This window comes from Nonomuraea turkmeniaca (assembly GCF_005889735.1).
Lineage (GTDB): Bacteria > Actinomycetota > Actinomycetes > Streptosporangiales > Streptosporangiaceae > Nonomuraea > Nonomuraea turkmeniaca.
The window spans coordinates 1-23,591 of record NZ_VCKY01000162.1 but is presented as its reverse complement, the minus strand read 5'-3'; the positions used below and the strand labels follow the sequence as shown (position 1 = coordinate 23,591).

The 23,591-nt window shown below is 68.4% G+C and carries 24 protein-coding genes and 3 pseudogenes; 16 read left to right on the top strand and 11 right to left on the bottom strand.

What is annotated here, in order from left to right:
• Positions 1-182 precede the first annotated feature (182 nt).
• Complete coding sequence (locus ETD86_RS36400) at positions 183-485, top strand: winged helix-turn-helix transcriptional regulator (RefSeq protein ID WP_211370535.1); 303 nt, start codon at positions 183-185, stop codon at positions 483-485.
• 24 nt (positions 486-509) lie between these two features.
• On the opposite strand, the gene ETD86_RS36395 is transcribed toward ETD86_RS36400, so the two are convergent.
• The 3 genes from ETD86_RS36395 to ETD86_RS36385 form a co-directional block, all read right to left on the bottom strand.
• Positions 510-2,045 carry a nitrilase-related carbon-nitrogen hydrolase gene (locus ETD86_RS36395; RefSeq protein WP_170223453.1) on the bottom strand — a complete coding sequence of 512 codons (1,536 nt, stop codon included), beginning with the start codon at positions 2,043-2,045 and terminating at the stop codon, positions 510-512.
• Complete coding sequence (locus ETD86_RS36390; RefSeq protein WP_138671185.1) at positions 2,042-2,278, bottom strand: hypothetical protein; 237 nt, start codon at positions 2,276-2,278, stop codon at positions 2,042-2,044. Before ETD86_RS36390 ends, ETD86_RS36395 begins: the two co-directional genes overlap by 4 nt.
• Positions 2,279-2,377: 99 nt before the next feature.
• Positions 2,378-4,678, bottom strand: coding sequence for a winged helix-turn-helix domain-containing protein (locus tag ETD86_RS36385; RefSeq protein ID WP_138671184.1), 2,301 nt, complete (start codon positions 4,676-4,678; stop codon positions 2,378-2,380).
• A 361-nt stretch (positions 4,679-5,039) separates the two neighbouring features.
• Between ETD86_RS36385 and ETD86_RS36380 the strand changes: the two are divergent.
• Positions 5,040-5,638: pseudogene (locus ETD86_RS36380) on the top strand (IS701 family transposase); the annotation flags it as partial.
• A 92-nt stretch (positions 5,639-5,730) separates the two neighbouring features.
• On the opposite strand, the pseudogene ETD86_RS60295 reads toward ETD86_RS36380, so the two are convergent.
• Positions 5,731-5,790: pseudogene (locus tag ETD86_RS60295) on the bottom strand (hypothetical protein); the annotation flags it as partial.
• 25 nt (positions 5,791-5,815) lie between these two features.
• On the opposite strand from ETD86_RS60295, the gene ETD86_RS36370 reads away from it, so the two are divergent.
• Positions 5,816-6,121, top strand: a complete 306-nt coding sequence (locus ETD86_RS36370) for a DUF899 family protein (RefSeq protein ID WP_211370533.1) — start codon at positions 5,816-5,818, stop codon at positions 6,119-6,121.
• Positions 6,122-6,153: 32 nt separating this feature from the next.
• Here ETD86_RS36370 and ETD86_RS36365 read toward each other — a convergent pair whose 3' ends face one another.
• Positions 6,154-7,020 (bottom strand): winged helix DNA-binding domain-containing protein, encoded by an 867-nt coding sequence (locus ETD86_RS36365; RefSeq protein ID WP_138671183.1) that lies wholly within the window; start codon positions 7,018-7,020, stop codon positions 6,154-6,156.
• 272 nt (positions 7,021-7,292) lie between these two features.
• A complete protein-coding gene (locus tag ETD86_RS55765; protein ID WP_170223452.1) occupies positions 7,293-7,454 on the bottom strand; it encodes a hypothetical protein in 162 nt (53 codons plus the stop codon).
• A 239-nt stretch (positions 7,455-7,693) separates the two neighbouring features.
• Between ETD86_RS55765 and ETD86_RS36360 the strand changes: the two genes are divergently transcribed.
• The 7 genes from ETD86_RS36360 (at position 7,694) to ETD86_RS36330 (ending at position 15,507) form a co-directional block, all read left to right on the top strand.
• Positions 7,694-8,191 (top strand): DinB family protein, encoded by a 498-nt coding sequence (locus ETD86_RS36360; protein WP_138671182.1) that lies wholly within the window; start codon positions 7,694-7,696, stop codon positions 8,189-8,191.
• 444 nt (positions 8,192-8,635) lie between these two features.
• Complete coding sequence (locus ETD86_RS36355) at positions 8,636-8,983, top strand: hypothetical protein (protein ID WP_138671181.1); 348 nt, start codon at positions 8,636-8,638, stop codon at positions 8,981-8,983.
• Between the two features lie 10 nt (positions 8,984-8,993).
• A complete protein-coding gene (locus ETD86_RS36350; RefSeq protein WP_138671180.1) occupies positions 8,994-10,034 on the top strand; it encodes a caspase family protein in 1,041 nt (346 codons plus the stop codon).
• Between the two features lie 30 nt (positions 10,035-10,064).
• Positions 10,065-10,673 carry a hypothetical protein gene (locus tag ETD86_RS36345; RefSeq protein WP_138671179.1) on the top strand — a complete coding sequence of 203 codons (609 nt, stop codon included), beginning with the start codon at positions 10,065-10,067 and terminating at the stop codon, positions 10,671-10,673.
• A gap of 9 nt (positions 10,674-10,682) precedes the next feature.
• Positions 10,683-12,020: a radical SAM protein gene (locus tag ETD86_RS36340; protein WP_138671178.1), complete on the top strand. Its 1,338-nt coding sequence runs from the start codon at positions 10,683-10,685 to the stop codon at positions 12,018-12,020.
• Complete coding sequence (locus ETD86_RS36335; protein ID WP_138671177.1) at positions 12,013-13,101, top strand: formylglycine-generating enzyme family protein; 1,089 nt, start codon at positions 12,013-12,015, stop codon at positions 13,099-13,101. Before ETD86_RS36340 ends, ETD86_RS36335 begins: the two co-directional genes overlap by 8 nt.
• Before the next feature lie 18 nt (positions 13,102-13,119).
• On the top strand, positions 13,120-15,507 hold the full coding sequence (locus ETD86_RS36330; RefSeq protein ID WP_138671176.1) for a hypothetical protein: 2,388 nt from the start codon (positions 13,120-13,122) through the stop codon (positions 15,505-15,507).
• Positions 15,508-16,070: 563 nt separating this feature from the next.
• Here ETD86_RS36330 and ETD86_RS59715 read toward each other — a convergent pair.
• Positions 16,071-16,271: an AAA family ATPase gene (locus ETD86_RS59715; protein ID WP_342779335.1), complete on the bottom strand. Its 201-nt coding sequence runs from the start codon at positions 16,269-16,271 to the stop codon at positions 16,071-16,073.
• 97 nt (positions 16,272-16,368) lie between these two features.
• On the opposite strand from ETD86_RS59715, the gene ETD86_RS36320 reads away from it, so the two are divergent.
• From ETD86_RS36320 to ETD86_RS59345, 3 genes are all read left to right on the top strand, one after another.
• Positions 16,369-16,677: a hypothetical protein gene (locus ETD86_RS36320; RefSeq protein WP_138671174.1), complete on the top strand. Its 309-nt coding sequence runs from the start codon at positions 16,369-16,371 to the stop codon at positions 16,675-16,677.
• Positions 16,678-16,776: 99 nt separating this feature from the next.
• Positions 16,777-17,178: a hypothetical protein gene (locus ETD86_RS36315; protein WP_138671173.1), complete on the top strand. Its 402-nt coding sequence runs from the start codon at positions 16,777-16,779 to the stop codon at positions 17,176-17,178.
• Positions 17,179-17,266: 88 nt separating this feature from the next.
• Complete coding sequence (locus ETD86_RS59345) at positions 17,267-17,392, top strand: hypothetical protein (protein ID WP_281287013.1); 126 nt, start codon at positions 17,267-17,269, stop codon at positions 17,390-17,392.
• Between the two features lie 246 nt (positions 17,393-17,638).
• On the opposite strand, the gene ETD86_RS36310 is transcribed toward ETD86_RS59345, so the two are convergent.
• Positions 17,639-18,022: a VOC family protein gene (locus ETD86_RS36310; RefSeq protein WP_138671172.1), complete on the bottom strand. Its 384-nt coding sequence runs from the start codon at positions 18,020-18,022 to the stop codon at positions 17,639-17,641.
• A gap of 78 nt (positions 18,023-18,100) precedes the next feature.
• Positions 18,101-18,382: a hypothetical protein gene (locus tag ETD86_RS36305; protein ID WP_138671171.1), complete on the bottom strand. Its 282-nt coding sequence runs from the start codon at positions 18,380-18,382 to the stop codon at positions 18,101-18,103.
• A 35-nt stretch (positions 18,383-18,417) separates the two neighbouring features.
• Here ETD86_RS36305 and ETD86_RS59340 point away from each other — a divergent pair, with 35 nt between their 5' ends.
• A complete protein-coding gene (locus ETD86_RS59340) occupies positions 18,418-18,546 on the top strand; it encodes a hypothetical protein (RefSeq protein WP_281287012.1) in 129 nt (42 codons plus the stop codon).
• Positions 18,547-18,601: 55 nt separating this feature from the next.
• On the opposite strand, the gene ETD86_RS36300 is transcribed toward ETD86_RS59340, so the two are convergent.
• The gene (locus ETD86_RS36300) at positions 18,602-21,664 is read right to left on the bottom strand and encodes a CARDB domain-containing protein (RefSeq protein WP_138671170.1); all 3,063 of its coding nucleotides are present in this window, start codon (positions 21,662-21,664) and stop codon (positions 18,602-18,604) included.
• 217 nt (positions 21,665-21,881) lie between these two features.
• A complete protein-coding gene (locus tag ETD86_RS36295; protein WP_138671169.1) occupies positions 21,882-22,247 on the bottom strand; it encodes a hypothetical protein in 366 nt (121 codons plus the stop codon).
• 215 nt (positions 22,248-22,462) lie between these two features.
• Here ETD86_RS36295 and ETD86_RS36290 point away from each other — a divergent pair, with 215 nt between their 5' ends.
• Together ETD86_RS36290 and ETD86_RS36285 are read left to right on the top strand one after the other, a co-directional pair.
• Positions 22,463-22,924 (top strand): hypothetical protein, encoded by a 462-nt coding sequence (locus tag ETD86_RS36290; RefSeq protein ID WP_211370532.1) that lies wholly within the window; start codon positions 22,463-22,465, stop codon positions 22,922-22,924.
• 319 nt (positions 22,925-23,243) lie between these two features.
• Positions 23,244-23,591: pseudogene (locus tag ETD86_RS36285) on the top strand (hypothetical protein); the annotation flags it as partial.

Below are 23,591 nucleotides of genomic sequence, written 5' to 3'. Positions count from 1 at the left end.
GGCACAACTCACACGATCACGGACATCCTGCGCTGGTCAGACTGGCGCCGCCGCCACCAGGCCACAGCCCGGCATTGCCACTACCAGCGCAGATCCGCACCATGATCGCGAAGTGTCACTGGAGTACAAACCCACCGTCCCGGCGGGCAGGTGCCGGAGCCCGGTGAGGACCGTTCAACGCCATCGTCCGTAGCCTCCCCCGGAAAGCGCCGTCGCTGCTCGCGGCGCGGCTACGCGAGTTGCAGCGGGCCGGTCTCGTGCAGCGCCACATCATCGAAGGTGAGCCCCGCTACCGGCTCACCCCAGCCGGGCAGGAGCTGCAGCCACTGCTGCAGCCACCTACCGGGCGCTGCCGCGGTGGCTCGGCGTCAGCCCGTTCGCTGCCGTCGAGCGGGCGGCGGTGTCATTACCCCGGTGGAGCTGCCGGTTGCCAGGCCCAGCAGCGTGCAGTCCCGCACCGTGAGGTAGGCCAAGCGGGGGCGTAGCGGGTGCGGTAGCGCTTTCGACGTTCAGCTTCGTACGGCAGGCAGAGCGGGTTCCGTGGCCCTGTCGGGCTCTGCGGCGGCCGTCGGGCGGAACCGGCGCACGGCTGCCACAGCCGTCATCGCGAGCAGGCCGGTGAGGCAGAGCCAGGCGACGGCGTCGCCCACCCACCGGCTGTACGGGGTGTGCCGTCCCTGGAGGGGCACCGTGACAGTCATCGTGTGGTCGGTGGTGCGGGCGTCGCTGGAGAACCAGCTCGCCTCGTACCCGATCATCCGGCCCTGGTGGTCGACGGCTATGGAGGTCCCGAGCCGAGCGGACCGGACGACGCTCATCCCGTTCTCCACGCCGCGCAACACGGCCTGCTGCGCGAGCGCGTCTGTGACCTGTGCATAGTCGCTGGAGGGCAGGAGCAGGATGTCGGCCCCGGCCTGGCCGGCCTGCCGGACCAGCGGCATGAAGTTGGCGTCGAAGCAGATGACGGTCGCCAGCCGGCCGTACGGCGTGTCTATTGTGGGCACCACCCCGGGGCCGGGCACATTGCCGTCACCGACGGGCGTGGACGTCTTGAGGTAGTTCCAGACGACCGTGCCGCCCGGGTCGATCATGATGGCGCGGATCTCGACGTTGGGGCTCCGCTCCCTGGGCAGCAGGTAGACCACGCCGATCTGAAGATAGATCCGTTCCGCTCGGGCGACCGCCCGCGCTCGTTCGACCACCGCTGCCCCCTCCTCGACGAAGTCGTAGGCCGCGGCCTCGGACCACAGGACGATTCTGGCTCCCGACCGGGCGGCCGTCACCGTTCGGTCGAACATGTCGTCGACCGTCGGGGTGTAGTACCGCCGTCTCAGCTCCGCGCGTTCCGCCGCGCTACGCGGCCCGGCCTTGATGCCGGCGGCCACGGACGCGTCGTCGGTTGCCCGGTTCGGCGCGAGTGCGGCCACCCGGACGGTCGAGCCGGCCGGTGGGTCGAACACCAGCCGCGCCCCGCCCAGCAGTAGGACGGCGGACAGGCTGCAGACCCAGACGACAGTGCTCCGCCCGGCGGCTCGCAGGTCGAAGCCGCGTTCCCACAGCTCGTTGCAGACCGGTGCGGTCCAGGCGATCAGGAACGCGAGCCCCCACAGGCCGGTCACCGACACCGACTGCAGCAGCGGCAGGTTTCCCACCTGGGTGCCCACCGCATGCCCCATCGTGCCCATTTCGCCGGTGCTGAACAGGAATGCCAGCGCGACGTCGGCCGCCGGGAAGACGAGGGTGCGCGGCAGCCCGCTCAGCCTCCGGCCGAGCAGCCCGTCCAGCGCGTACGGTACGACGCCGAGCACGCCGGCGCCGGCCGCGATCATCGCGATCTGGTCACCCGGAAAGACGCCCCGGAAGCTGATCGCGGCACCGACGGCGACCGCGACGGCCAGAGCCGGTAGCGCCCATCGGGCCCGGGTGGTCCGGGCGAAGCGCAGCAGCAGCACCGGCGCCACCCACGCGGCCAGCGGAATGGTGGTCTGCAGAAGGGTGAACGGCAGCAGGGCCGCACCGGCCAGCAGCCAGAGCCACGACCTCATCGGTTCCCCCGCTCCGAGTCTGACGGGATGGCCCTGACGAGCAGCAGCTCGCCGTCCACGTCCCATAGCAGATCGAGTACGGCCCGCAGGCCGGCCTGGTCGACGGCCAGGTTCGGCATCACCGTGCGGTCGCCGTCCGACTGGACGACCACCGCCCCGAATCGGCGGCGTAGTTCGTCGTTGAGGCCGCTCGGGAGTATCCCGCGGACCTCCACCTGGTAGTTCGTCGTCATTTCGCGCCCTTTCGTCGCATGGCGCGTAGCATCGCGGGCAACGGGGGGAGAGCACACCACCCAGGGGCTGGACCACCCAGGGTGGAAGGCGGGGCCGCGTCAGATCAGCCCGAGGTCGCGCCCGCGTTGGACGGCTTCGGCGCGGGACGTTACGCCGAGTTTGCGGTACAGGCTCTTGCTGTAGCCCTTCACCGTGTTCATCGACAGGTAGAGCTCCGCGCCGATCTCCCGCTGGCTCAGCGGACCGCGCAGAGCACGCAGGATGGAGTGCTCCCGGTCGGTGAGCGGTTCCGCCGGTCTGCCGGCCCGACTGGTCATGGCCATGGTGCTCCGCCCGGCACGCAGGCGCGTCTCGGCGAGAGCGGCGGCCACCGCGGGGAACACCGGCCCCGTCCGCGCCACCTCGTCGGCCTCGGACAGAGCGGCCGACGCCGCCCGGCGGTCCCCGCAGGCCAGTTCCAGCTCCGCCAGAGTGACCAGGGCCCGTACGACCTGGGTGGGATGGCCGGTGATCTGGGCCAGGTGCACGGCGTGGAGCAGCAGATCCCGCGCCCGAACCAGATGCCCGTCGCGATGGGCGACGACGCCCTCGGCCAGCCGCAGGAAGACCACCGCCGGCGCGGCGGCGTCCCCGAGTTCGGCCTCGATCGCCGCGACCTCGGGCAGCACGCCTCGCAACAGCACGCGGACGCGCTCGGTATCGCTTCGGTTCGACAGGGCGATGGCGAGCAGTCCGGTGGCCTGGAGCCGGGTGAACGCGGGCAGGCCGGCCACCGCGGCCCGTTCCACCGCCTGCGCCAGCACCCGCGCCGCGTCATCGTAGTGACCTGTGCCGGACAGTACGCTCCCGAGAGCGATCCGGGAGATCACCCACCCGGGGATCCCCGGGTCCACCTCCAGTTCGACCGAACGGCGGGCCATGGCGAGGAGTTCTTCCGGAGTCCAGCCGTCCTGGGCGTATACCGCTCGCAGCGTCATCGCCGCCGCGTGCCCCGACCGCCATCCGGCTGGAGGGGCTGTGTCGGCGGTGATGGTGGCCTCCGCTGTGTCGAGCAGCGGGGCCACACGGTGGAGGCGGCCGGTCAAGCCCGCGGCCGACGCGAGCGTGATGCCCAGCCTCGGGTTGGCCCGTACGGTCTCTGCGTCGAGGCTGTCACCGAGCCGCAGGTAGGCGCCGATCGCACCCCGGGCGAGGAAGTCGTCGTCGGCGGCGGCCAGCAGCTCCGCCGCACCGTGCTGGTCACCGGCGGCGATCAGGTATCGGATCGCCTGCTCCTGATCTCCGGCGTTCGCATGCCACCCGGCGGCCCGGCTCAGGAGCCGCGGCCCGGCTTCCGGAGCCACTGTGAGCAGTTCGCGCCGGAGAGCTTCGCGGAAGAGCCGGTGATAGCGGTACCAGAACCGCTGGGAGTCCAGCGCGACGAGGAACAGATCGGCCCTTTCCAGCTCGGCCAGCGCCAGGTGGGAGTCGGCACGTTCCAGGACGGTGTCACACAGCGGGCCGCACAGCTGATCGAGCACGGATGTGCGGAGCAGGAAGTCGCGCTGCCCGGCGCGCAGGCCGTCGAGCACCTCGCTGGTGAGATAGTCGACGACGTGCCGCTCGTCGCCGCCGAGCGGATCCACACTGGCCGGCGGGCTCGGGGCGGCCCGGATCGCCAGCGCCATCAGCTTGATCCCGGCCGCCCAGCCTTCGGTCCGGTGGACCAGGGCGGCGACCCCATGGCGGTCGAGGGCGTCGCCTGCCATCCGGCTGACCAGGCCGGTCGCCTCGTCGCCGGTGAAGCGCAGCCCTGCCGCGCGGATCTCGGCCAGCTCTCCGCCGGCCCTGAGCCGGGCCAGCGGCAGCGCCGGGTCCAGCCGGGAGGCGATGATCAGGCGAAGGGAGGGCGGCAGGTAGCTGAGAAAGAACTCGACAGCCTCGTGGATCCGCCGGTCGCGGAGCACGTGGTGGTCGTCGAGCACGAGGGCGTGCCGCCCTGTCACCGCTTCGAGGTCGTTGAGCAGGGTGGGCACGGCCACCTCGAGCGGGTCGACCTCGGTCACCCGTAAGGCCTTCAGCGCCGCGCCGCCCAGCGCCGGGCTCACCGTCCGCAGGGCCGAAATCAGGTAGGTCCAGAACCGGTACGGCTCATCGTCGGAGTCGTCCAGGGTAAGCCACGCGACGGTGGTGCCGCCTGCGGGGGCGATTCGCCGGGCCCAGTCGGCGAGCAGGGTGGTCTTCCCCCATCCCGCGGGCGCGACCACGACGGCCAGGCGCTGGGAGTGGTCGTCGAGCAGCGTGGTCAGCCTGCCCCTGCCGACGGTGCCCGGCCGGACTGGCGGGACCAGCAGTTTGCCGTTGATGAGTGGGTGCGTGAGCCCTGGCGCGGCAGGCGGCCGCTCGCCCTGCAGAGCCATCCGGCCTCCGCTCGCCCAGAACAGGTGATGTCGCCCAGTGTGCCACCCGATCGCTTCCGACCTGCACGAGATCTTCTCGGAGGACGGGCCTGCGAGGTGGGCGTGGTGGCCTGGCTGGGGTTCTCGAGAGGGCGTTCCACTTCAACGACCTGCTGACGCCGGACATCGCCCACCTGGTCTACGGCGTCTGCGCCTCGGGCTCGCCCGTGGAGCTGGCGCTGGAGGCGGAGGAACGGGCCGTCGAACGATGGCGGGAGGTGCTCCGGCGCCACGCGGACGCGCTAGCGGTAGTTCGTTGGATCAAGATGTTCGGTGGGTACAAACTTGGCGCGGGGGCTTCCCCTGGTGAGGGAGCCGTGAGATGACCAAGACGAAGTCGTGTCCGCCCGCGCCGGGGCCGTTGGAGGAGTACGCGGCCCGGTTCGATGATCTGTTCACGCATGTGGCGCAGCGGCGTGGTTTTCGCGAGTGCCTGGCCGGGCTGCTGCAGCCGCGGGCCCGCAACAAGACGGTGACGTGTCTGGCTGAGGCGGAGCCGGTGACGGACGCGCGCTCGCCGCGGGCGCAGCGGTTGCAGTTCTTCCTGTCGGAGTCGTGCTGGGATCCCGATCAGATCAACGAGCGGCGGCTTGGCCTGCTGCTGGCCGATCCGGCAACCGCCGCGCATGCCGGCGGGGTGCTGGTGATCGATGACAGCGGGGATCGCAAGGACGGCACCGCGACTGCTGCTTTTGCCGGCCGCCAATGGCTGGGCCGGATCGGCAAGACCGATAACGGCATCGTCACCGTCACCGGGCCGATGAACGGCTGTACTACCCGCTGCACGCCCAGCCCTACACCCCGGCCCGGCGGCTGCCCGGCGGCAGGAACGACCCGGCCTTTCGCACCAAATGGCAGATCGCGGTGGAGCTGGCCGCCGCAGCCGGGCGGGCCGGAGTGGCCTTCCGCGCCGCGGTGGCCGTCCCGAAGTGGCGGCCGGCGACGAGTCGTTCGTGCGACTCGGGGGGTACGGAGTACCACGGCATGTCCCAGCCCATGAAGCGGCGGTAGCGGTCTGATTCCTCGTAGGGGCCCTGGCAGAAGACGGCGAAGGTGACGTCACGCTGGTGCAGATAGGACAGTTCGCGGACCTGTCCGGTGAAGAAGGAGGCGAGCTACCTTCGCCATGGGGACCGCGTCTACGAGACGTACTGGACTACCGGCCGCGGCGTCGAACCCATGGCGCCGTCCTACGGCATCCTCGATATGACCGTCTACGGACGGCAGGAGACTTGGGAGGACTCCCCGTCCGGCTGGCCGCAGCCGTACGAGACGCTCGGCCAGCAGTTCCGCAAGGACGGACGGCCGACCGCGCAATGGGCACGGATCGCCGCCGGCCACGACGACGACCTCCACAGCGGACAGCCCAGCACGGGCACGAGCAGCTCAGGCTGCTGCTCGTGAACCCAAGCCCGACGGCGGAGAACCATTCCTGATCACGCGATGTGGGCGGCGTGCGCGTCGATGAAGGGCAGCATGCGTTCCGCCTCTTCGAGCACAGCTTCGGGGTCGGCCAGCGGCCGGAACGGTGAAATGCGCACGGTCCCGTCCTTCAGCGCCCATGTGCCACTGACGAAGCCGTCCACGAGGAACGTCGGAACCCCGCCCGAGGCTGCCGGGGCGATGCGTTTGCGATCCTCCTCGCTGATCACTCGCCTCCGGTCCTGATGGCCGAGCAGACTGTTGTCGAACGCGGGCAGGAACCGCACCGGGGCCGGCAGATCAGGGTTGGTGAGCGTCGCCTCGGGCACGTCGAACAGATCCTTACCGTCTTCGTTCCGGTAGACGCGCAGGCGCGGCCTGAGCCCCTCCACCACCTCACGCAGCCGCGTCACACCGGCCCAGGCCTGCACATCAGGGACGCTCGCCGGCCCTAACGCCGCCAGGTAACGCAGAACCATCGTCTCGAGCCGCCGTTCCGAAGCCATGGGGATGCCCGTCCAGTCCTCCGCTAGGGTCACCTTGATCAAGGACCGGTTCCTCCACTTTCCCCAGACACCGGCCGACGGGCCGTGAACGAGCGGCTCCAAAAGCTCCACCGCATCGGCCAGCCGGTGCGCGTGGCGTCCAGGGAACCGCTCGCCCAGCAACAGGCCGAGCCCCCGCCGGGTCATCATCCGGCCGCTGAGCACCTCCCGGCCCATCTGCGCCAGCTTGCCCAGGTCCAGGCCCTCGATCTCCCGCGCGTAAAAGGTATGCCGCAGGGCGACGCTGACGATGGGCTCGACCGCGGGCCGCAGCCAGGCGAAGTCATGAGGACACATCAGATGCATGGTCCTGCGGATCACAGTCGAGCGGACCACGCTGCGATACTTTCTCCAGCCCGGAGGGAGCCTGGACGTCGTTACGCAAGGGGACTCCGGTGAATCGGGATGGCACCGCTCTCCCCGAGTTACTCGTCTATCACTGCTTTCTATGTACCGGGTCCCCTGAGAGCGGCCTCATACAATTTCTTGATGAAGCCTCCATCACTGGGCGCTGGAACTTCGTAGTAACCACCCTGCGGGCACAGGTCGGTCTTGTCCCGTGTGGGGTCATAGCCGATGTCCATGCCTCTGTCGAGAGGATCTGCCGCCTACCGGTACGCAACCTTCAGGTAGTCCATGGCGCCGCCGCCTGTCTTGGCGGCCACGGAAAGTGCCTGGATGTACTTCGTCGGCCATGTCTGGCTGTGAGCTGCGTGCACCGGCCAGGGGAAGACGTCATCGTGCCACACGTAGCCGCGAACCTGCTCCAAGCGCTGGAGCGCCCTGTGGACAGTGGCACGTGAGCGGCCGAGTTCCTTCCCCTATCTCTTCGGGGCTTAGCCCGTCTTGGATAAGGCGGAGGACCTCCTGATCGGAGATCCCACGAGGTCTAGTGCGTTGACCACATACGTTCACCGGGTCTGATGACACGCCGTTCGAGGTCCATGGCGGGTGTGCCGGGTGGCCCACCACTTAGCCCGAGTGGTGGGGCAGCTGTTACGTTCCGGGCATGAAAAAAGTCCCGTTCACCGGCGGTGAGAAGGAAAGCCTCCAGGCCAGCATGGACCGGCATCGCGACGCGGTGCTGTGGAAGGTCGAGGGCCTGGACGACGAGGCGCTGCGACGCCCCATGACCCCGTCCGGGACGAACCTCCTGGGCCTGGTCAAGCATCTGGCGGCCGTCGAGTACTGGTGGTTCGCCGACACATTCGGCCAGGAGCACGAGGAGCTCCCGTTCGACGACGATGATGAGGACGCCGACCTGCGCGTCGACCCCGGCGAGACCACTGCCGACGTCCTTGCCTTCTACGCCCGCGCCCGCGCGTCCTCGGACGAGGTCATCGAGAAGTTCGGCCTCGAGGACCTCGGCACCAACGAGCGCGGCGAGAAGATGACGCTGCGCTGGGTGCTCATCCACATGATCGAGGAGACCGCCCGGCACGTCGGCCACATGGACATCGTGCGCGAGCTCATCGACGGTGCGAGCGGCGACCACCAGCGCGCTTAGCTTGCTGCGGGTATACCTGCGCTGGCGCAACGCCAACGCCCGCGATCCCGACGTGCCGGCCGCCCAACGCCGAGAACGCGCCCGAGTCCGCAGCCAACGCCAGCAACGCTGGGGCCGCCCCACGCCCCAAGGCCGCATGATCAAACCCGGCGAACGTCTGTGGTCAACACACTAGCCATGGCAGGGAAGCCTCCATGCCCGAGGGCGGGATGCGGGTGTGGGTGCCATCGCATCCTGACATGTCTCATGCGCCGGGTCCCGCGTCCGCCGATGCTAGGCGTTCGCGTGGGTCCTGGGCGTAACAAGACCCGGATCCATGAGGCGCGTCACAGCCCACGTCCCCTGGATCCGTCATGAGGTTCTTGATCGCCTCTAGGGTGGCGTGTCGGTCTTTCCTCGGGGAGGATGCGCTTGAGAGAGCCGCATGCCGCCGGGAGAGGACCTATGATCATTTCAGGTTTCTTGCCTGTCTTCGCCGTAGGATGCCTCGGCGGAGCGGTGGCCGAGCTCAGCCGTTGGTGGAACTTACGGGAATCGGAGAACTTCCCGGCTTACGCACGCAGGGCGCGTTATTGGATCATCACTGGTCTGATGGTCGCGACCGGCGGCGGGCTCGCGGCGTTGTACGGCACGGACGCGCAGAACGCCATTCTGGTGCTCAATATCGGGCTGTCCGCGCCACTCATCATCAAGGCACTCTCCGAGACCAATCCCATGAAGCCGGATCAGGTGAAGACACCGGCCGGGCCCATGGTTCCGCCCACGTGGCAGTCCTTCCTGGCCGGGAAATAGGAGGACGGCGATGACGGCCGTGTTCACGCCCGGGCATGCGGTCGTGGTCGGCGTCGGGCGAGACCTGGATGTCACCGTGAAGGACGCGCAGGGCATCGCCGCGATCCTGCACGACCCAGAGCGCTGCGCCTATCCGGAGAGCCAGGTGGCCGTATTGACCGGCCCGCGGGCGAATCGCGCCGCCGTGCTCGAAGCGTTGGGCGACCTGGCGCGGAGAGCGGGCCCGGACTCCACGGCGGTCATCTACTTCTCCGGTCACGGGCTGCGGCACAATGGCGCGCATTTCCTCCTCCCGTACGACTACGACACCGCGGATCTGGCCAGGCTCGGCATCAGCGGGGCTCAGCTGGCGACCGCCCTGGAGGGTCTACGCTGCGGACGTCTGGCGCTCATTCTCGACTGCTGTCACGCGGGCGGCATGGCGTTCGAGGACCTCGGAGCGGTCAAGGCACCTATGCCTCCGGAGGCGCGGGAGCTGATGGTCGCGGGAAAGGGCAGGGCCCTCATCGCCTCATCCAGGGAGAGCGAATACTCCCTCACCTCCAAGCCCTACAGTTACTTCACCCGCGCGCTGGTGGAGGCATTTTCCGGCGTCGGTAACAGCGCGGAGGACGGTTATGTCCGAGTGGCCGATCTGGCCATGCACGCCCGGCAGGTCGTGCCCAAATGGACTAAGGGCCGCCAGCACCCGACGCTGGACTACCGGGAAGCCGACAATTTCGTGCTCGCCTACTACGCGGCGGGAAATGCCCGCACGAAGGGGCCGCCCATGGCCTTTGCACACGCGTCCGACCCCGAGACTCTTCCGTCGCCTTTCGGCGTCCGCGGAGTGCGTTCCTTCCTGGCGGACGCCCTGTCTGACTCGGAGCTGGACGACCTGTGCCTGGACTACTACCCGCGGGTATACGGCGAGTTCTCCTCCGGGATGAGCCGTCCGGCCAAGATCCGGGCGCTGGTGGAACACTGCGCGAACCGGGACGGTCTAGCGGAACTGGCCCAGCGCGTACGCACGGTCAACGCCAATGCCTACGACCGCCACTTCGTGAGATGAAGCCAACCCTGCGGCGACTACGCCGTGTCTATGATGGTGCGCTGGAGGGTGAAAATGGCCGACCGGGAGTTGAGGCTTAATTCGATCCACCGCTACGTCAAGTCGTCGCCGACTTTCGTGCTCGAGGAGCACAGTCATTGCGAAGTGCCCGCCGGCTGCGGCGGCGTGGTCCTGCGCTGGCGCAACCCGCGGGAATCGGTGCCCGTCACCATTCGGGTGGCGCTGCGCGACGCGACCGAAGCTCGCTTCACCGTCGACGGGGTGCCACCGGCCTCGGCCGTGCCCCTGCTGAAACCCGGCGTCCACGTGTTCACTGCCGAGGTGACGGCCGCCACCTCTTCAAGGCCGACGCTCCTGCTCGCCATGTACCACGGGGATCCGCGAACAGGGATGATCCTGCTGTCGTCCCCGGACGGGTCGTTCCGCTGGACACCTGAGGCTCCCCACGACGACTCGTGGCTGGAAGCCGGCTTCGACGACACCGACTGGCTCCCCATGACGGCCGGCGTGTTCCCCGACGACGCCGACGATCGGCGCGGCCACCAGGTGCTCGAATTGGGCGCACAGCCGCTCTCCGCCCCGGCCGAACGCCTGTGGATGCGCCGGCTCTTCCACGTCCCCGCACCATTTGAGCACTGAGGAACGGCCATGCGCTTCACCGAGAGGGTGCCGAGGGAGAAGTTCGAGCGGCCTCCTCTGGCCGTCGTGCCCCAATACTTCGGGTGCACGGTCTTCGACCGCCGCACCTCGCGTTACCTGCCGTTCGATCAGGACACGACGCGGCTGCTCACCGACCTGATCGACCAGCCGTTCCCGAGCATCAGGTCCGAGTGGGCACAGCGCGAACCCTCCGAGTTGGTGGGCGCGCTCGACCGGTTCTTCGACCACTTCGACGAACTCGGCTTCTTCACCCTGGACCAGCGGCTGGCCGGGGAACTGCTGGACGTGGAGCCCCATCCGGAACACCTGACCGGGCCGCTGGCCGTCCACCTCGAAATAGTCGCCTCATGCAACCTGACCTGCACGCACTGCTTCGCCGGCGACCTGCCGCGGCGAGAGCGGCGGCTGACGCTCGACGAGCTCGACCGGTTGTTCGCCGACATGGCAGCGGTGGGGGCCTTCCGGTTGGGGCTGACGGGCGGCGAGCCGCTGCTCCGCAAGGATCTCTTCGACATCATCGATCTGGCCACCGGCCACGGGTTGCACCCGTGCGTGACCACCAACGGGCTGCTCATCGACAAGGACGTGGCACGAGCCTTCGGCGAGCGGGATCTCGTCTGGCTCAACGTCAGTCTGGAAGGGGCGACCGCGGAGTCCAACGACCGGGTACGCGGCGCCGGCACCTTCGAGCGAGTGCTCGACCGGCTGGCAGTGCTGCGTGAGCACGCCCGGTTCACACTCGCCTTCACCATCATGAGCACCAACGCCGGGGAAGTCGAGGAGTGCGCCGCACTCGCCGAACGGGTGGGTGCCTCCACGGCAGTGTTCCGGCCGCTGTACCCGGCTGGCACGGCGCTGGGCCACCTCGATCTCATGCCCACCTACGATCAGTACACCGAGGCGCTCGACCGGCTGGCCGGAGCTGCGCCCGTGCTGCGGCACATCGACCCGTTCAGTCCGCGGCTGCGCGAGGAGCGCCAGTCCGTGGTGCATCAGAATCTCGGCTGCGGGGCGGGCAACCTGGTCTGCTCCATCTCCGTTTCGGGAGAGATCAATCCCTGCAGCTTCCTCGGGTCCGCGTACGTCGCCGGGAACATCCGCGAGCATCGGCTCGCCGACCTATGGCACCGCAGCGAAGGCTTCACCTCGATCAGGACACTGCCCGGCGGCACCTGCGGCGAGGCGGATGGGTTCAGCGGAGGGTGCCGAGCCCGGGCGCTGGCGTTCAACGGCTCCATCGACGCCGCCGACCCGTGGCTGGCGGCGCCGCAGCGGCGCCACCCCCTGCTCACGCTCTATGTGATCGGGGACGACAGGCATGGGTGAAGAATATGCCTGGCTGTACGAGCTCGACCCGCGCGAGGGCGACCCGCGCGGTCTCGCCGACATAGCGGCTCGGCTCCAGTGCGAGGGAAGTACGCACATCGCGGCCTCGTTCTACGATCACGCCTTTGCCCTCGACCCCTCGGATGAGGGGATCGCCCGCGCACGCGCCGAGGTACTCGACTCGCTGGCCGTCGTCGAGCACCGCATCGTCTTCCGCTACGTCCCCCGGCGGAGGTACCTCATGGGGAGCAGTACCGGAGAAGCCGACGAGCAGCCCGTGCATCCGGTGTTGGTCGGCGGATTCTGGCTGTCGGAGACGCCGGTGAGCTGGGCGTCCTTCGCGCACCTCATGGATTGGTCGCCGCCACCGTTTTCCCACCCCAAGGATCCCCCGAGCGGCGACCGCACCATGTTCATGCTGAACGAGGCCAACAAGATCAGGTTGCAGTACTGCGAGGACGGGACCGTCGCGGCTCGGGACTGGCACGCCCATGGCGCCGCCGAGGGTTCCGACCTTCAGGAGCTGTTCGGTGCCGTGCCCCGTGAAGACCCGCGCCGCCCGATCCGTTACGACCGCAAGCCGATGGTCAGCGTCGCGTGGGAGGAGGCGGTGGAGCTCGCCAACCGGATCAGCGACGATCGCGTCACCTACCGGCTGCCCACCGAGGCGGAGTGGGAGGCCGCCGCGCGCGGCGGGCTCGTCGGCAGACGCTACTCCTGGGGAGACGCTGCGCCGTCACGCGACATCTGCGACGCCGAACGCTTCGACCATTTCTCGATCCTGCCGTCGCGGCAGCTCCCGCCCAATGGTTACGGGTTGTACGGCATGTGCGGCGGTGTCTGGGAATGGACCAGTGACTGGTACGACGCCGAATACTACGGGCAGAGTCCCGCCGTCGATCCCACCGGCCCCGGGCTCGGCACAGAACGCGTGCTGCGCGGCGGGTCCTGGGCCGACTGCGCCGACGTGGTGACCGTGTCGTTCCGCAACTCTCGCGACCAGAGCCCGTGGTGGATCGGGGAATGGGGGAAGCACATGACGCCCAACATCGGCTTCCGCCTGTGCCGGCTGCAGGCCTAGGGCGGCACGATGTCCAGGATGTCCCGCGCCGGAGCGGTCCGCAACCTGATCAATGACGCGCTCAGCGAGCGAGAGGTCCGCGATCTCGCCCTCGACTATTTCTACCCCGTCCACAAAGAGTTCTCCGACGCGATGAGCCGGCCCGAGATCATTCGCCGGCTGGTCGTCTGGTGTGACCAGCACGGTGCGCTGGACGAGCTGATCGAGCGGGTCGGCGAGCTCAATCCCGCGGCGGTGGCGGCCTTCACCGATGTCGCTGAACCGGCGCGGACGGCCTCGGTCACCAGGGCGCGCCCCTTCTTCATCGCTCACCCGCTGCCAGCCGCACCCGCCTTCGTCGGCCGCGCCACTCACCTCGAGGCGCTGGAACGCTTCGCCGCCACCCCCGGCGGCGGCCTGTTCTGCCTCGTGGCCCTGGGCGGGGCCGGCAAGACGGCGCTCGTCGCCGAGTACCTCGACCGGGTCCGGTCAGGAGCCGTCCCTGTCCCGGACTCCTTGTTCGTGTGGAGCTTCTACGACGATCCCGACACGGCGCGATTCATGGGACAGCTGTACGCCTATCTCGCGCCCTCGCTCCCCGGAGGCCGGCACACGGACGAGCTAGGCGAGGCCGGCTGGTTCTACCACATCGTCCAGGCCTTCGAGCAGGAAGGACGTCATGTGATCGTGCTCGACGGGCTCGAACGCGTGCAGGTGGCCCGCGACGCCGCCGGGCGCTTCGGTGACATCACCGACCCGATGCTCGCCCAGCTCGTCCGCCAACTGGCCGCCGGCCTGGGGAACACCAAAGCCGTCATCACGAGCCGCTTCCCCCTGACTCGTATCGAACCGTGGATCGGCCGTACCGTTTGGATGGAGGACGTCACCTCGCTCACTCCGGATGAAGGCGTGCAGTTGCTCCGCCGGCGTGGCGTCACGGGAACGCCTCAGGACCTGACGGACCTTGCGGAGAGGTTCGGCGCTCATGCGCTGACGCTCGACCATCTGGGCAGCTACCTGGCGGCGTTCTGCGACGGAAACCCCGCGGCCGCCCGCGACCTGCCCCAGGCCGCACCGGAATCGGCGAGTCCGCAGGAACGTCGGCTGGCGAGCTGCCTGATGGCATACGAGCGAGCCCTTCCGGAGGGGGAGGTGGCGCTGTTGAGCCGGCTGTCCGTCTACCGATTCGCCATCGCCGCCGGAGATCTCGCGGCGGTCTTCGCCACGGCGAGCGATTCTCGCGTATCGGGACCGTTGGCCGGGCTCGCGGTAGCGGACTTCCAGCGGTTGCTGCAGCGCCTGGCCGACCTGCACCTGGTGCTGCCGAGCGGTGGGGAGCTGTTCACCGTGCACCCGGCGGTTCGTGATCACTTCTATCGCCGCTTTCTCGACGCGAGGCTCGCGCACGAGGCGGTCAGGCGGCGCTACAGCTCCCTGGTCGCTGCGCCCGGGCCTGGCTTGCCCCGCGACGACGCCGCCCTCGACGTGCTCGAAGAGCTGATCCATCACACGCTCAGCATCGGCAGGTCGCAGGAGGCCGCCGACCTGTTCCTCACCCGCCTGGGCGGTACCGAGCATCTCGCGTGGGCGCTCGGGCAGTACGGGCGCTGCATTCGGATCATGGAGCAGTTCCCGCGCTGCCCCCATCCCGGAGGATTGTTGTGGTGCCTGCGCGCCCTCGGCGACTTGGAGGCGGCCCGGCGGCTCGCCGAGCCGGGAGACCTTTGGTGGCAGGGAATGCTCGGCTGCCTGGAAGGAAGGCTGAACACGGTGGCCGACCTCCTGCAGGCCTGCCACGAGGACCCCATCCTGACCATCTGTGAGGTTCTCACCGGGCGCGCGGAGCCGGAGACGCTGGGGCAGGCGCCACACTGGCCGGGACTGCCGATCTCAATCGCCGACGCATGGCTGGCGGTGGGAAGGCCCGATGAGGCCGCGGCGGCGGCGAACGCGATCCCGCGCGACGGCTGGAACGACGAGACCGCCCGCGCCGACCTCATATTGGCCGAAGTCGCGCGGCGTCAAGGTGAGCTCGGCCGCTGTCAGGCACGTCTCGACAAGACGGGACAGTGGGTGATGCGGTCAGGCTCGCAGGAGCATCTCTGCCTGCTGCACCTGCTGCGCGGACGCCTGGCGATCGACAACGGCGATCTCCCCAGGGCCGCGACCGTGTTGAGACAGGGGATACACGTGGCGCAAGACTGCGGGTTCGGGCTCACGCATATCGAGCTTCAGCTCGAATCGGCCAGGCTCGCGCTGGAGGCCGGTGACCCGCTGGCGGCTCGGGCTCATGCCCAGATGGCGCTGCACGGCGTGCGTCGCGATGACAGCATCGCCGCCACGGACCTGCCCGGCGCGGACCACCCGGACTGCCGCTACCAGCCCGGAATCGCGCGAGCCACGGAGATCATGGCTCTGGTCTCCTAGGCTCGGGCTCCCTCCCGACCTGACGGACCGGGTTGGCCGAACCAGTGCCCTGAGCATGACCGGTGACTGCATCAACCCGACCGGGTCCTGCAGCTCGTCCGCCGCGCGGCCATCGACGCAAAGGACCTCTCCGCTGTCGCGACCCTGATGATGAGATACGACGACGCGCAACGCTGCGAAGTGGCGCGCGAGTTACCCGGATACCTGCCGATCGCCCGGCAGGCCGGCACCCGCCGGGATCAACCGCAGTGAGGGCAGGCTCGTACGTGCGGGGCTGATCCTGCTCGACCGGGTGCTCAAAGCACCCGATGGCGATCTCGACGCCTACGGCCCGCGCTGGCCGCCGCGCTGCTCTGCGAGTCGGCCGATGCGCTCGAGTGGACGGCCGCTGTGAAGGAGAGCTCATTGCGCTCGCGTCCTCTACACGCATCGTCTGCCGTCTGACCGAACTCGGGGACCTTCGGCATGTTCACGCGTACATGCCCGAAGAGGGACGACTCCCGCCGGATACAGCGAACTGTGGAGGCACCTGACGTGGTGAGTGCGATGAACAAGGCCATGGCCTACCGCGCTTTCCCAGGATCAGCGGATGTGTGATCTGACAGGTGCAGCCGCCGGGCGATGGCCTGGTTGCCCAGCCCGGCCGCGACCAAGGTCAGATACGTGCCGCCACGATAAGCCTCCAGCTGACGAAGCAGTGTGGTCTTCCCGGACTGGCGAGGCCCGTTGATGATCACCACTCTGAACGCTTCCAGGAATTCCACGGCGTGATAGCGATAGGTCGCGCGACAAGATCCATCGCAGCACCGCCCACCAGCGGGAACGACATTCCACAAGAGAAGCACCGACATTTGACGGTACTTGAAACCGGCCGCGCAACACGGCCTGCTGTGCGAGCGCGTCGATGACCTGTGCCCAGTCGCTGGAGGGCAGGAGCAGGATGTCGGCCCGGGCCTGCCCGGCCTGCCGGACCAGCGGCATGAAGTTGGCGTCGAACGGTTCGAGGGGTCGTTCCACTTCAACGACCTGTTGACGTCGGATATCGCGCACCTTGTCTACGGGGTCTGCGCCTCGGGCTCGCCCGTGGAGCTGGCGCTGGAGGCGGAGAAGCGGGCCGGCGAACGATGGCGGGAGGTGCTCCGGCGCCACGCGGACGCGCTCGCCACCTGATTCCTCGTCGGGCCGTCCCCTCACATCAGGACGACCGATGAGTTTTCTCGCTGACGCCGGTCTGTAGAGGAAACGACCTGCGCTGAAGGAGAGACGGCGATGACCAAAGACCCAGCACTGCAGGCCCTGGCCAGGCTCGTCGGCACCTGGAAGATCACCGGTGGGCACGACGGAACCGTCACCTACCGCTGGCTGAACGACTTCTTCCTCCAGCAGGATGTCCACCTGGGCGACACGCACGGCATCGAGATCATCGGCCGGGAACGGACGCTGATGGCCGAGCCCAGCGCCGACATCAAGTCTCGCTACTACGGCGACGACGGCAGCACCCTCGACTACACCTACGAGCTCGACGGCGACACCCTCACCATCTGGGCGGGTGATCGGGGATCCCCCGCCTACTACCAGGGCACCTTCAGTCCTGACGGCCGCAGCCTCAGCGGAGCCTGGGTCTACCCGGGCGGGGGCGGCTACGACTCCAACGCCGAACGCGTCGACTAGGTGACGGCTGGCTGACGCATGGCGCTACAGCGCCGCCCTCTCCCTCGGCCGGCGTGGACGCATGGGAATCGTGCTGAAAATCAAGGCCGTGAGCGAGCGCTACGGCACCACCGTGGCACTTGACGGCGTGGACCTGGACGTGGACCGCCTCGGCCGGGCCGGCCCCGCTCGGCCGAGGGAGACGAGGCCGGGCCCGCGCCGGTGGTGCTGTTGACCGACGGCCGCCTGTTTGACAACGAGGGCGGCGGCGCAGCGGCTACGGTGATCGCCGGGGTGCATTGCCTGGAGCGCCGAGATCATCAGGAAGGCGGACTGGAGCGATGTGCGGCCGGTGCCGCCTGCCAGATGCGTCCGCTGTACGGCCCGGCTCTAGGTGGCTGGTGTCGAGCGGGTCATCTCGGCCGGGCGATTTCCGGGTGACTCGCTCATCGCCGGCTCTGCGCGCTGGTTGAGAAAACCATTACGCGACGCAGAACTCGTTGCCCTCCGGGTCGAGCATCACGATGTGGCCAAGGTGCTCACCGTAGAACTCCTCGCGGACAGCTGTAGCCCCGGCCACGACCAGCTCGGTTGCTTTCGCGCGAATGAGCTGCTCGCGCTCGGCCATGTCCCATGGCGGCTCGCCTGCCACCCGGATATCGATGTGCATCCTGTTCTTGGCTGTCTTGCCCTCAGGAACCCGGAGAAAGCCGATGGCTGGGCGCACGCCGTCCGGGTCGATGATGGATGCGCCGTCCGGGTCGTCGTACCCCGGCTCAGCCACGTAGCCGAGCGCGGTCGCCCAGAACGCAGCAACCTTGTGCGGGTCGGCCGCGTCGCAACCGAGCGTCCAGTGCGTCGTCATGCCTGCAAGGTATCGCGGTGCGCGCTGGGCCTGCATGAAGTCCGGACCTTCAGGCGCCCCACAAGGCCCTCTGTAGCGTCAGTCGGCGGCTTCGTCGAACGTCAGGCCGCGCCTCTTCGCGGCCCAGGCCAGTGTTTCCTCGGCCGTCTGGCGCAGTCCGGGAATGGCCCGCTGAGCGATGCGGTGCAGCTGGTCCAGCGCCGAGTCCGAGCCGATGTCCGCGAGCACCCCCGCACAGTGCTTGCCGAAGCTTGCCGACCTCTCGAGCGCCAGAGGGTCCAGCTCGGTACGTTCGGACATCCACGTCCAGTTGCTCAACACCGACGCGGGCGTGAACGTCTCCCAACCCTTCATCTGCACGGGCGTCTCCCCCGTCGAACGCGGGTGAGATCGTCATGTGCGGCCCCTTCAAGGTCTCGATTCCACGTACCGGAGCCAAGATCGACGTGCGCCAGCGCTGGAAGCAGACCGGCAGCACGGTCGGTTTCAGCGGTGGCGCGCAGAGCCCCTGGATCATCTGGTGATCCAAAGACGAAGCCGCAGCGGCCCGCCGCGAAGGGGCGCGGCGGGCCGTTCGGCTCAGTAGCGTTCGCTGAGGTTGAGGTTGATCTCGGTCAGTACGGTCGTCGCCTTGGTGTACCGGAGCAGGTTCGCGAGGGTGTCCGGCAACAGGAGGGTGGCCTGCGCGTGGCGGGCGGCCTGGCCCACGGACCTCAGTTCCAGGGCCGCGGCGACCAGCGAGACGATCTTCGTGGCCGCGTTGATCCGCCGGTCGGCCAAGTTGAGGTATGTCGTCAGCAGCTGGGCTCGGAGGAGGTCGGACTGGCTGATCGAGAGGGCGAAGACCGCCTTCACTTCTGCCCGGGTGAGGACGCCGTCGGGAGCGGAGCCGTCGGCTCCGTCGAAACGGGTATCGGTCGCCTGGATGCGGGCCAGCAGTTCGGCGGTCTGCCGGTCGGGGTGCAGCTGCCAGGACAGCTGGGGCCATGGGTTCCGGGTGGGCGCGACCTCGGTGATGCTGGTGGAGTCCGTCGCGGTCACCGGCTCGTAGGCGCAGCCGTTCGGGTTCTGGTACGTGGCCGTGGCCGAGTCGGGGATCTCGTTCCCGGCGACGAACAGCAGGCCGGGCCGGGCGGTGAACTGGATATCGGAACTCGCGCCGCCGGCGATCGATCCGAGCGACCAGGTGAGCGTGGTCGTGCCGTCCGCGTTGGCGGTGACGGACGAGGGCTTGGGTCCGGCGCCCTGGTCGAGGGCCTGACTGTAGTAGACCCCGGCCGGGAGGGTGTCGGTGAGGGTCACGTCGGTGGCCGTGCCGCTGCCCACGTTGGTGGCCTTCAGATCGATCGTCATCGCCTCGCCGGCGTTGACGGTCGGCGGCGCCGTCTTGGACAGGGTGAGCTTCGGGGCGTGCACGGTGGTCGTGGCCGTCGCGGTGTTGTTGGTGGTGTTCGCCTCGGCTCCGCCTTTGGTGTCGCGCGCGATCGCCGTGGCCGTGTTGGACAGGACGGTCCCGTTGGCGGTGTCGCAGGGAATCGTATAGGTGAACGTCTCGGTTCTGGACAGTCCCGCGCCCAGGTAGGGCACCTGGCGCGACTGGGCGCCGCCGCCGGGCGGGGTGTCGGTCAGGTCGATCGCCGTCGCGAGGCCGGTGCCGACATTGTCCAGCTTCACCTGGTACTTCAGGGTGTCGCCGGGCTCGGCGTCAGACCGGTCGACGGTCTTCGTCGTGGCGATGTCGGGGTCGTACTGGTTGAAGAAGGACAGCTCCTGCCGCACCGCCGTGTCGAAGTTGAGCTCCTTTTCCGGGTCGCCGCCCGCGCCGGCGCAGAGCGACGGGCTCGTGCCCGTGGTGTAGCCGCTGCAAGCGGGCCCGTCGGCGTCGGGGGACAGTGCCGCCCGGAACTTGACGGCCGACCAGTCGTCGTGATCCTTGAGGGGCGGGCTGCCCTTGTTGTCGTTGATGTCCACGTCCACCGTGCCCGCATCGATGATCGGCCTGCCGGTGGCGTCGTGGTTGTCGTTCCAGTTGAGCGGCCCGTTGCCGATGTCCGACCGCAACAACCTGGGGCCGCCCGCGGTGGGGTTGTCATGCCACCAGAAGGTGTAGTCGGTGCCGTCCTTTATCCCGTCCGCCTCGTTCAGCTGGGGCTCCTTCAGCTCGGGAAGTTTTCCGCTCGAGTAGCCGATGCGGACCGCCCCCTTCCTCCAGTCCCGCAGCTCATCGACCAGCAGCGGCGGCGGGCTGTTGGGAATCCCCGTCTGGAAGAAGTAGTTCATGACGCTGATGTAGTTGGGCTTCCAGTTCTCGCCAGTGTCGCCGCCGTGATCCAGGCTCAGCGCGTGCCCGAGTTCGTGCATGATGGTGCCGGCCTGGTCCTGTACGGTGCCGACCCAGGCGTCGTCGTCGCCCGTATTGGGCGTGAGCACCTGCCGGTCGGTCGGGTGCGCGCTGGTCGTGTCGCAGATGCGGTCGGGGCCCACGTGGATCTGAGTTCCGATCACCGCGTCGTCGCCGGCCCGCGTGGTCTGCAGCATGCCGTCCCCGGCGTAGTCGCGGCCGAAGTCCGCCACGCACATGGTTCGCCATGAGCCGAGGGTGACGATGAAGTCCTTGTTGTTGTCTCTGGTGGGTTCGCAGCATTGCCCCGACGTTCCAGGGTCGGGCGTGCTACCGCCTCCGCTGCCGAGCATGATGTCATGCGCGAAGATCGCATAGTGCGCGTACGGGGCCAGCTCCGCGGGGAAGTTGGCGTTGCGCGCATTACGGAAGTCGTTGTTGTTGTTCAGGCCCATGGTCGCTTGTTCGGGAAGCTGCCTTCCCAGAATGTGGATGAAGTCGACGCCGTCCCGGTGTGTCCCCGGGTAGGGGCACGGATTCTCCGCCTTGACCGGCGCGGCGTCGAAGGCGTTCTTGACCAGCGTGATCGCGGCATCCTTGGGCCGGTGGGAGTGCCTGGCGTCGGCCATGAAGTCGGTCTGCAGGATGATCGTCTTACGGCATGGGTCGGCGCCGCCCGCTGGGAGATCGGCGATGACCGCGCCGTTGCGGTCGCGTACCCCGGAAAGCTCAATGATGTCCGGGATGCCGTCGTGGTCGGTGTCGGGTAACACGGTGGAGACGGTGATGCCGATCCTGGTTATCCTGCCGTCGTTGTCCTTGGGGTAGCCATGGTCGCCGTCGCCCTCGGCGCAGCTCTGGCCCACCTTCCGGCCGTTGGAATGGGTGCAGGGTGTGCCGAAGACGATGTCGTCCCCCGACAGGGAGCCGGAGCGGATGTCGTAGACGAGGTTCAGTTCGACGTCGTCGCCCCTGGGGCTGATGTCCATCCTGTCGTCGTTGGTGTTGAGGCCGTCGTCCCAGTCCCACAAGGTGACGGTGATGTCCACGGTCGGCTTGTCGCCGGGCAGGTCCGTCTTGGTGAAGCGCCAGCCGTTGGGCGCCTCGGGCAGGCCGAAGGGCTCGAATTCGTCGTCCTCGATCCGCGGGCCTGTCTCAATGGGCCCGTCGGCGATGCGGACTCTCGGGAAGTAGTCTCCGTCTCCGATACCCCCGCCGTCGGGGTCCTCGATCTGCCGGAGATAGTCGATCGAGAAGGTCAGCGACAGGGTCGGGGCCGCCGCCGCGGCCGGTGTGGCCAATACCGGAATCCATGCGACGAGTAGCCCTCCGATCGCCCCGAGCGTGAGCCGCCGGCGCCACGACGCCCACCGCCCCTGCCACGTTCTCGCTCCATGTTCGACGCCCACGGTCTCCTCCTGGGGTTTGCCGCCCGTCAGAGGATCGTCCGCCGCATCACCGCCCGGCGCATGAGTACCCCCTACTCAGTCGGGTCGGTCGAGTTCGAGGACGGGAGACTCAGAGGTCATCGGGATAGAGCGGCGGGTAGTGGCGCATCGGTGGTTGGCCGAGGTACGCCCAGACCTCGACCTTGACCCCTCCCACCTCGCCCACCGCGTGCAGCCGGCCACCATCCCCGTCCGGGTCCCACAGGGGCGTGACCCGCAGATATCCGGCCCACTGATTGACCATGCCTTCGAGGGCTTCGCTGTCGCCGCTGTCGTGTGAGAGCTGACCGTCCAGCTCGCCCGTGCCGCCTTCCAGGTCAAGGACGTCGGAGACCCCCCACGTGGCAACCGGCAAATCCTCCGTCAGGAGCTTGAACAGCAGAGAGACCGCGTTGGACTGCAGCCTGCGGATGGCCGCGTCGTCGGTGAAGCTCATCGGTGCCGTCCCTCCATAGCGAGCCAGGTGGTGGCCCATACCGATATCGACGATCGGCCTGCCTTGCCAGGTTCCCGCCATTACGTCGTCATACGGCTGGGGCACGTCTGTGCCGCTCGAGCGTCGAGTGGCCGTTCCGGACGCGCTCGACGAGTTGGGCGCGCACGCCGTCATCGGAAGATCGTGAGAGATCGGGTCGCAGTATCATGAGCGCCATGCATCCGCCCGTACCGCACACCCCGTGGAGCCGTCCGCCCCAACCCGGTCCCACCGGGGCGCAGGCGCATCTCGTCCTCGAGGTGAAGCGGCATTGGCTCAGCTTCATGCTGGGCATGATCACCCCCATGATCGTCCTCAATGGCCATCCGATGCTGGGCCAATGGGGCCGCAACACGATCCCGCTTCCTCCCGGCCAGCACCATCTTCACGTCCACCTGCCCTATTTCCTCCCCGCGAAGATCGGTCCTGCGGACCTGACGGTCTGGCTCCAGCCCGGGATGGCACTCGAACTCGAATACCGCGCCCCCATGTGGGCCCACTCCCGAGGCGCCCTCGGCTCCGCGCCCCAACCATGGAACGGAAAGGGCTGCATCATCGCGCTACTGGCGATCCTGGGCGGCTGGTTGGTGCTCGTGCTGATCGTGATCGTCGTTTCGGTGCTCTCGTTCGGCCAGTAGCCGACAGATCAGCCGCAGAATCCACTGTCCCAGGTGGGCCTGCGCCAAGTGATCAAGCCGTCCATTCTGCCTTGGGGTTCTCCTGCCGCACGGTCGTGCCCCCGGCTCGCACGGTGGGGTCCATGACGCGTCGCAGGAACGCATCAGGAGCTCACGCCGCAGTCGTCGCACGCGTTCGAGTGACGACAACGATCCCCGGTCCGCGATCGACTACGAGATCCTTGTCAACGGCACACGCGAAGATCGGGTACCGCTCTGTCAGCCCGTGCGACACTTTTCTCATATGACAGTGTTCACGTGTGGAGGCTGTGGCACGGCGGTGACCGTCGAGCTGAAGCGGACATCCTGCACACCGGCCTTCCCCCGGAACCAGGACCTCGATCCTCCCCCGTTCATGGCGCCCGGCCAATTCGCCGTCGACACGGAGCCGTTCGGACGGGACGGCATCCGCAGGACGATCGTGATCAACGAGGGCGACGTCCGCGCGCTCGTCTACCGTCCAGACGCGGCCAGCGGGTGCTGCGGCTACACCGGTGACGACGGGCCCAACATGATGTGCGAGGCATGCGGCCGACCGATCGCCACAGCACTTGACGATTGCGGCATGGCCTGGAGTTCCGTGCGACTCGACCCCGACGCGATACAGGGCGCGCCACCTCCCCCGCCG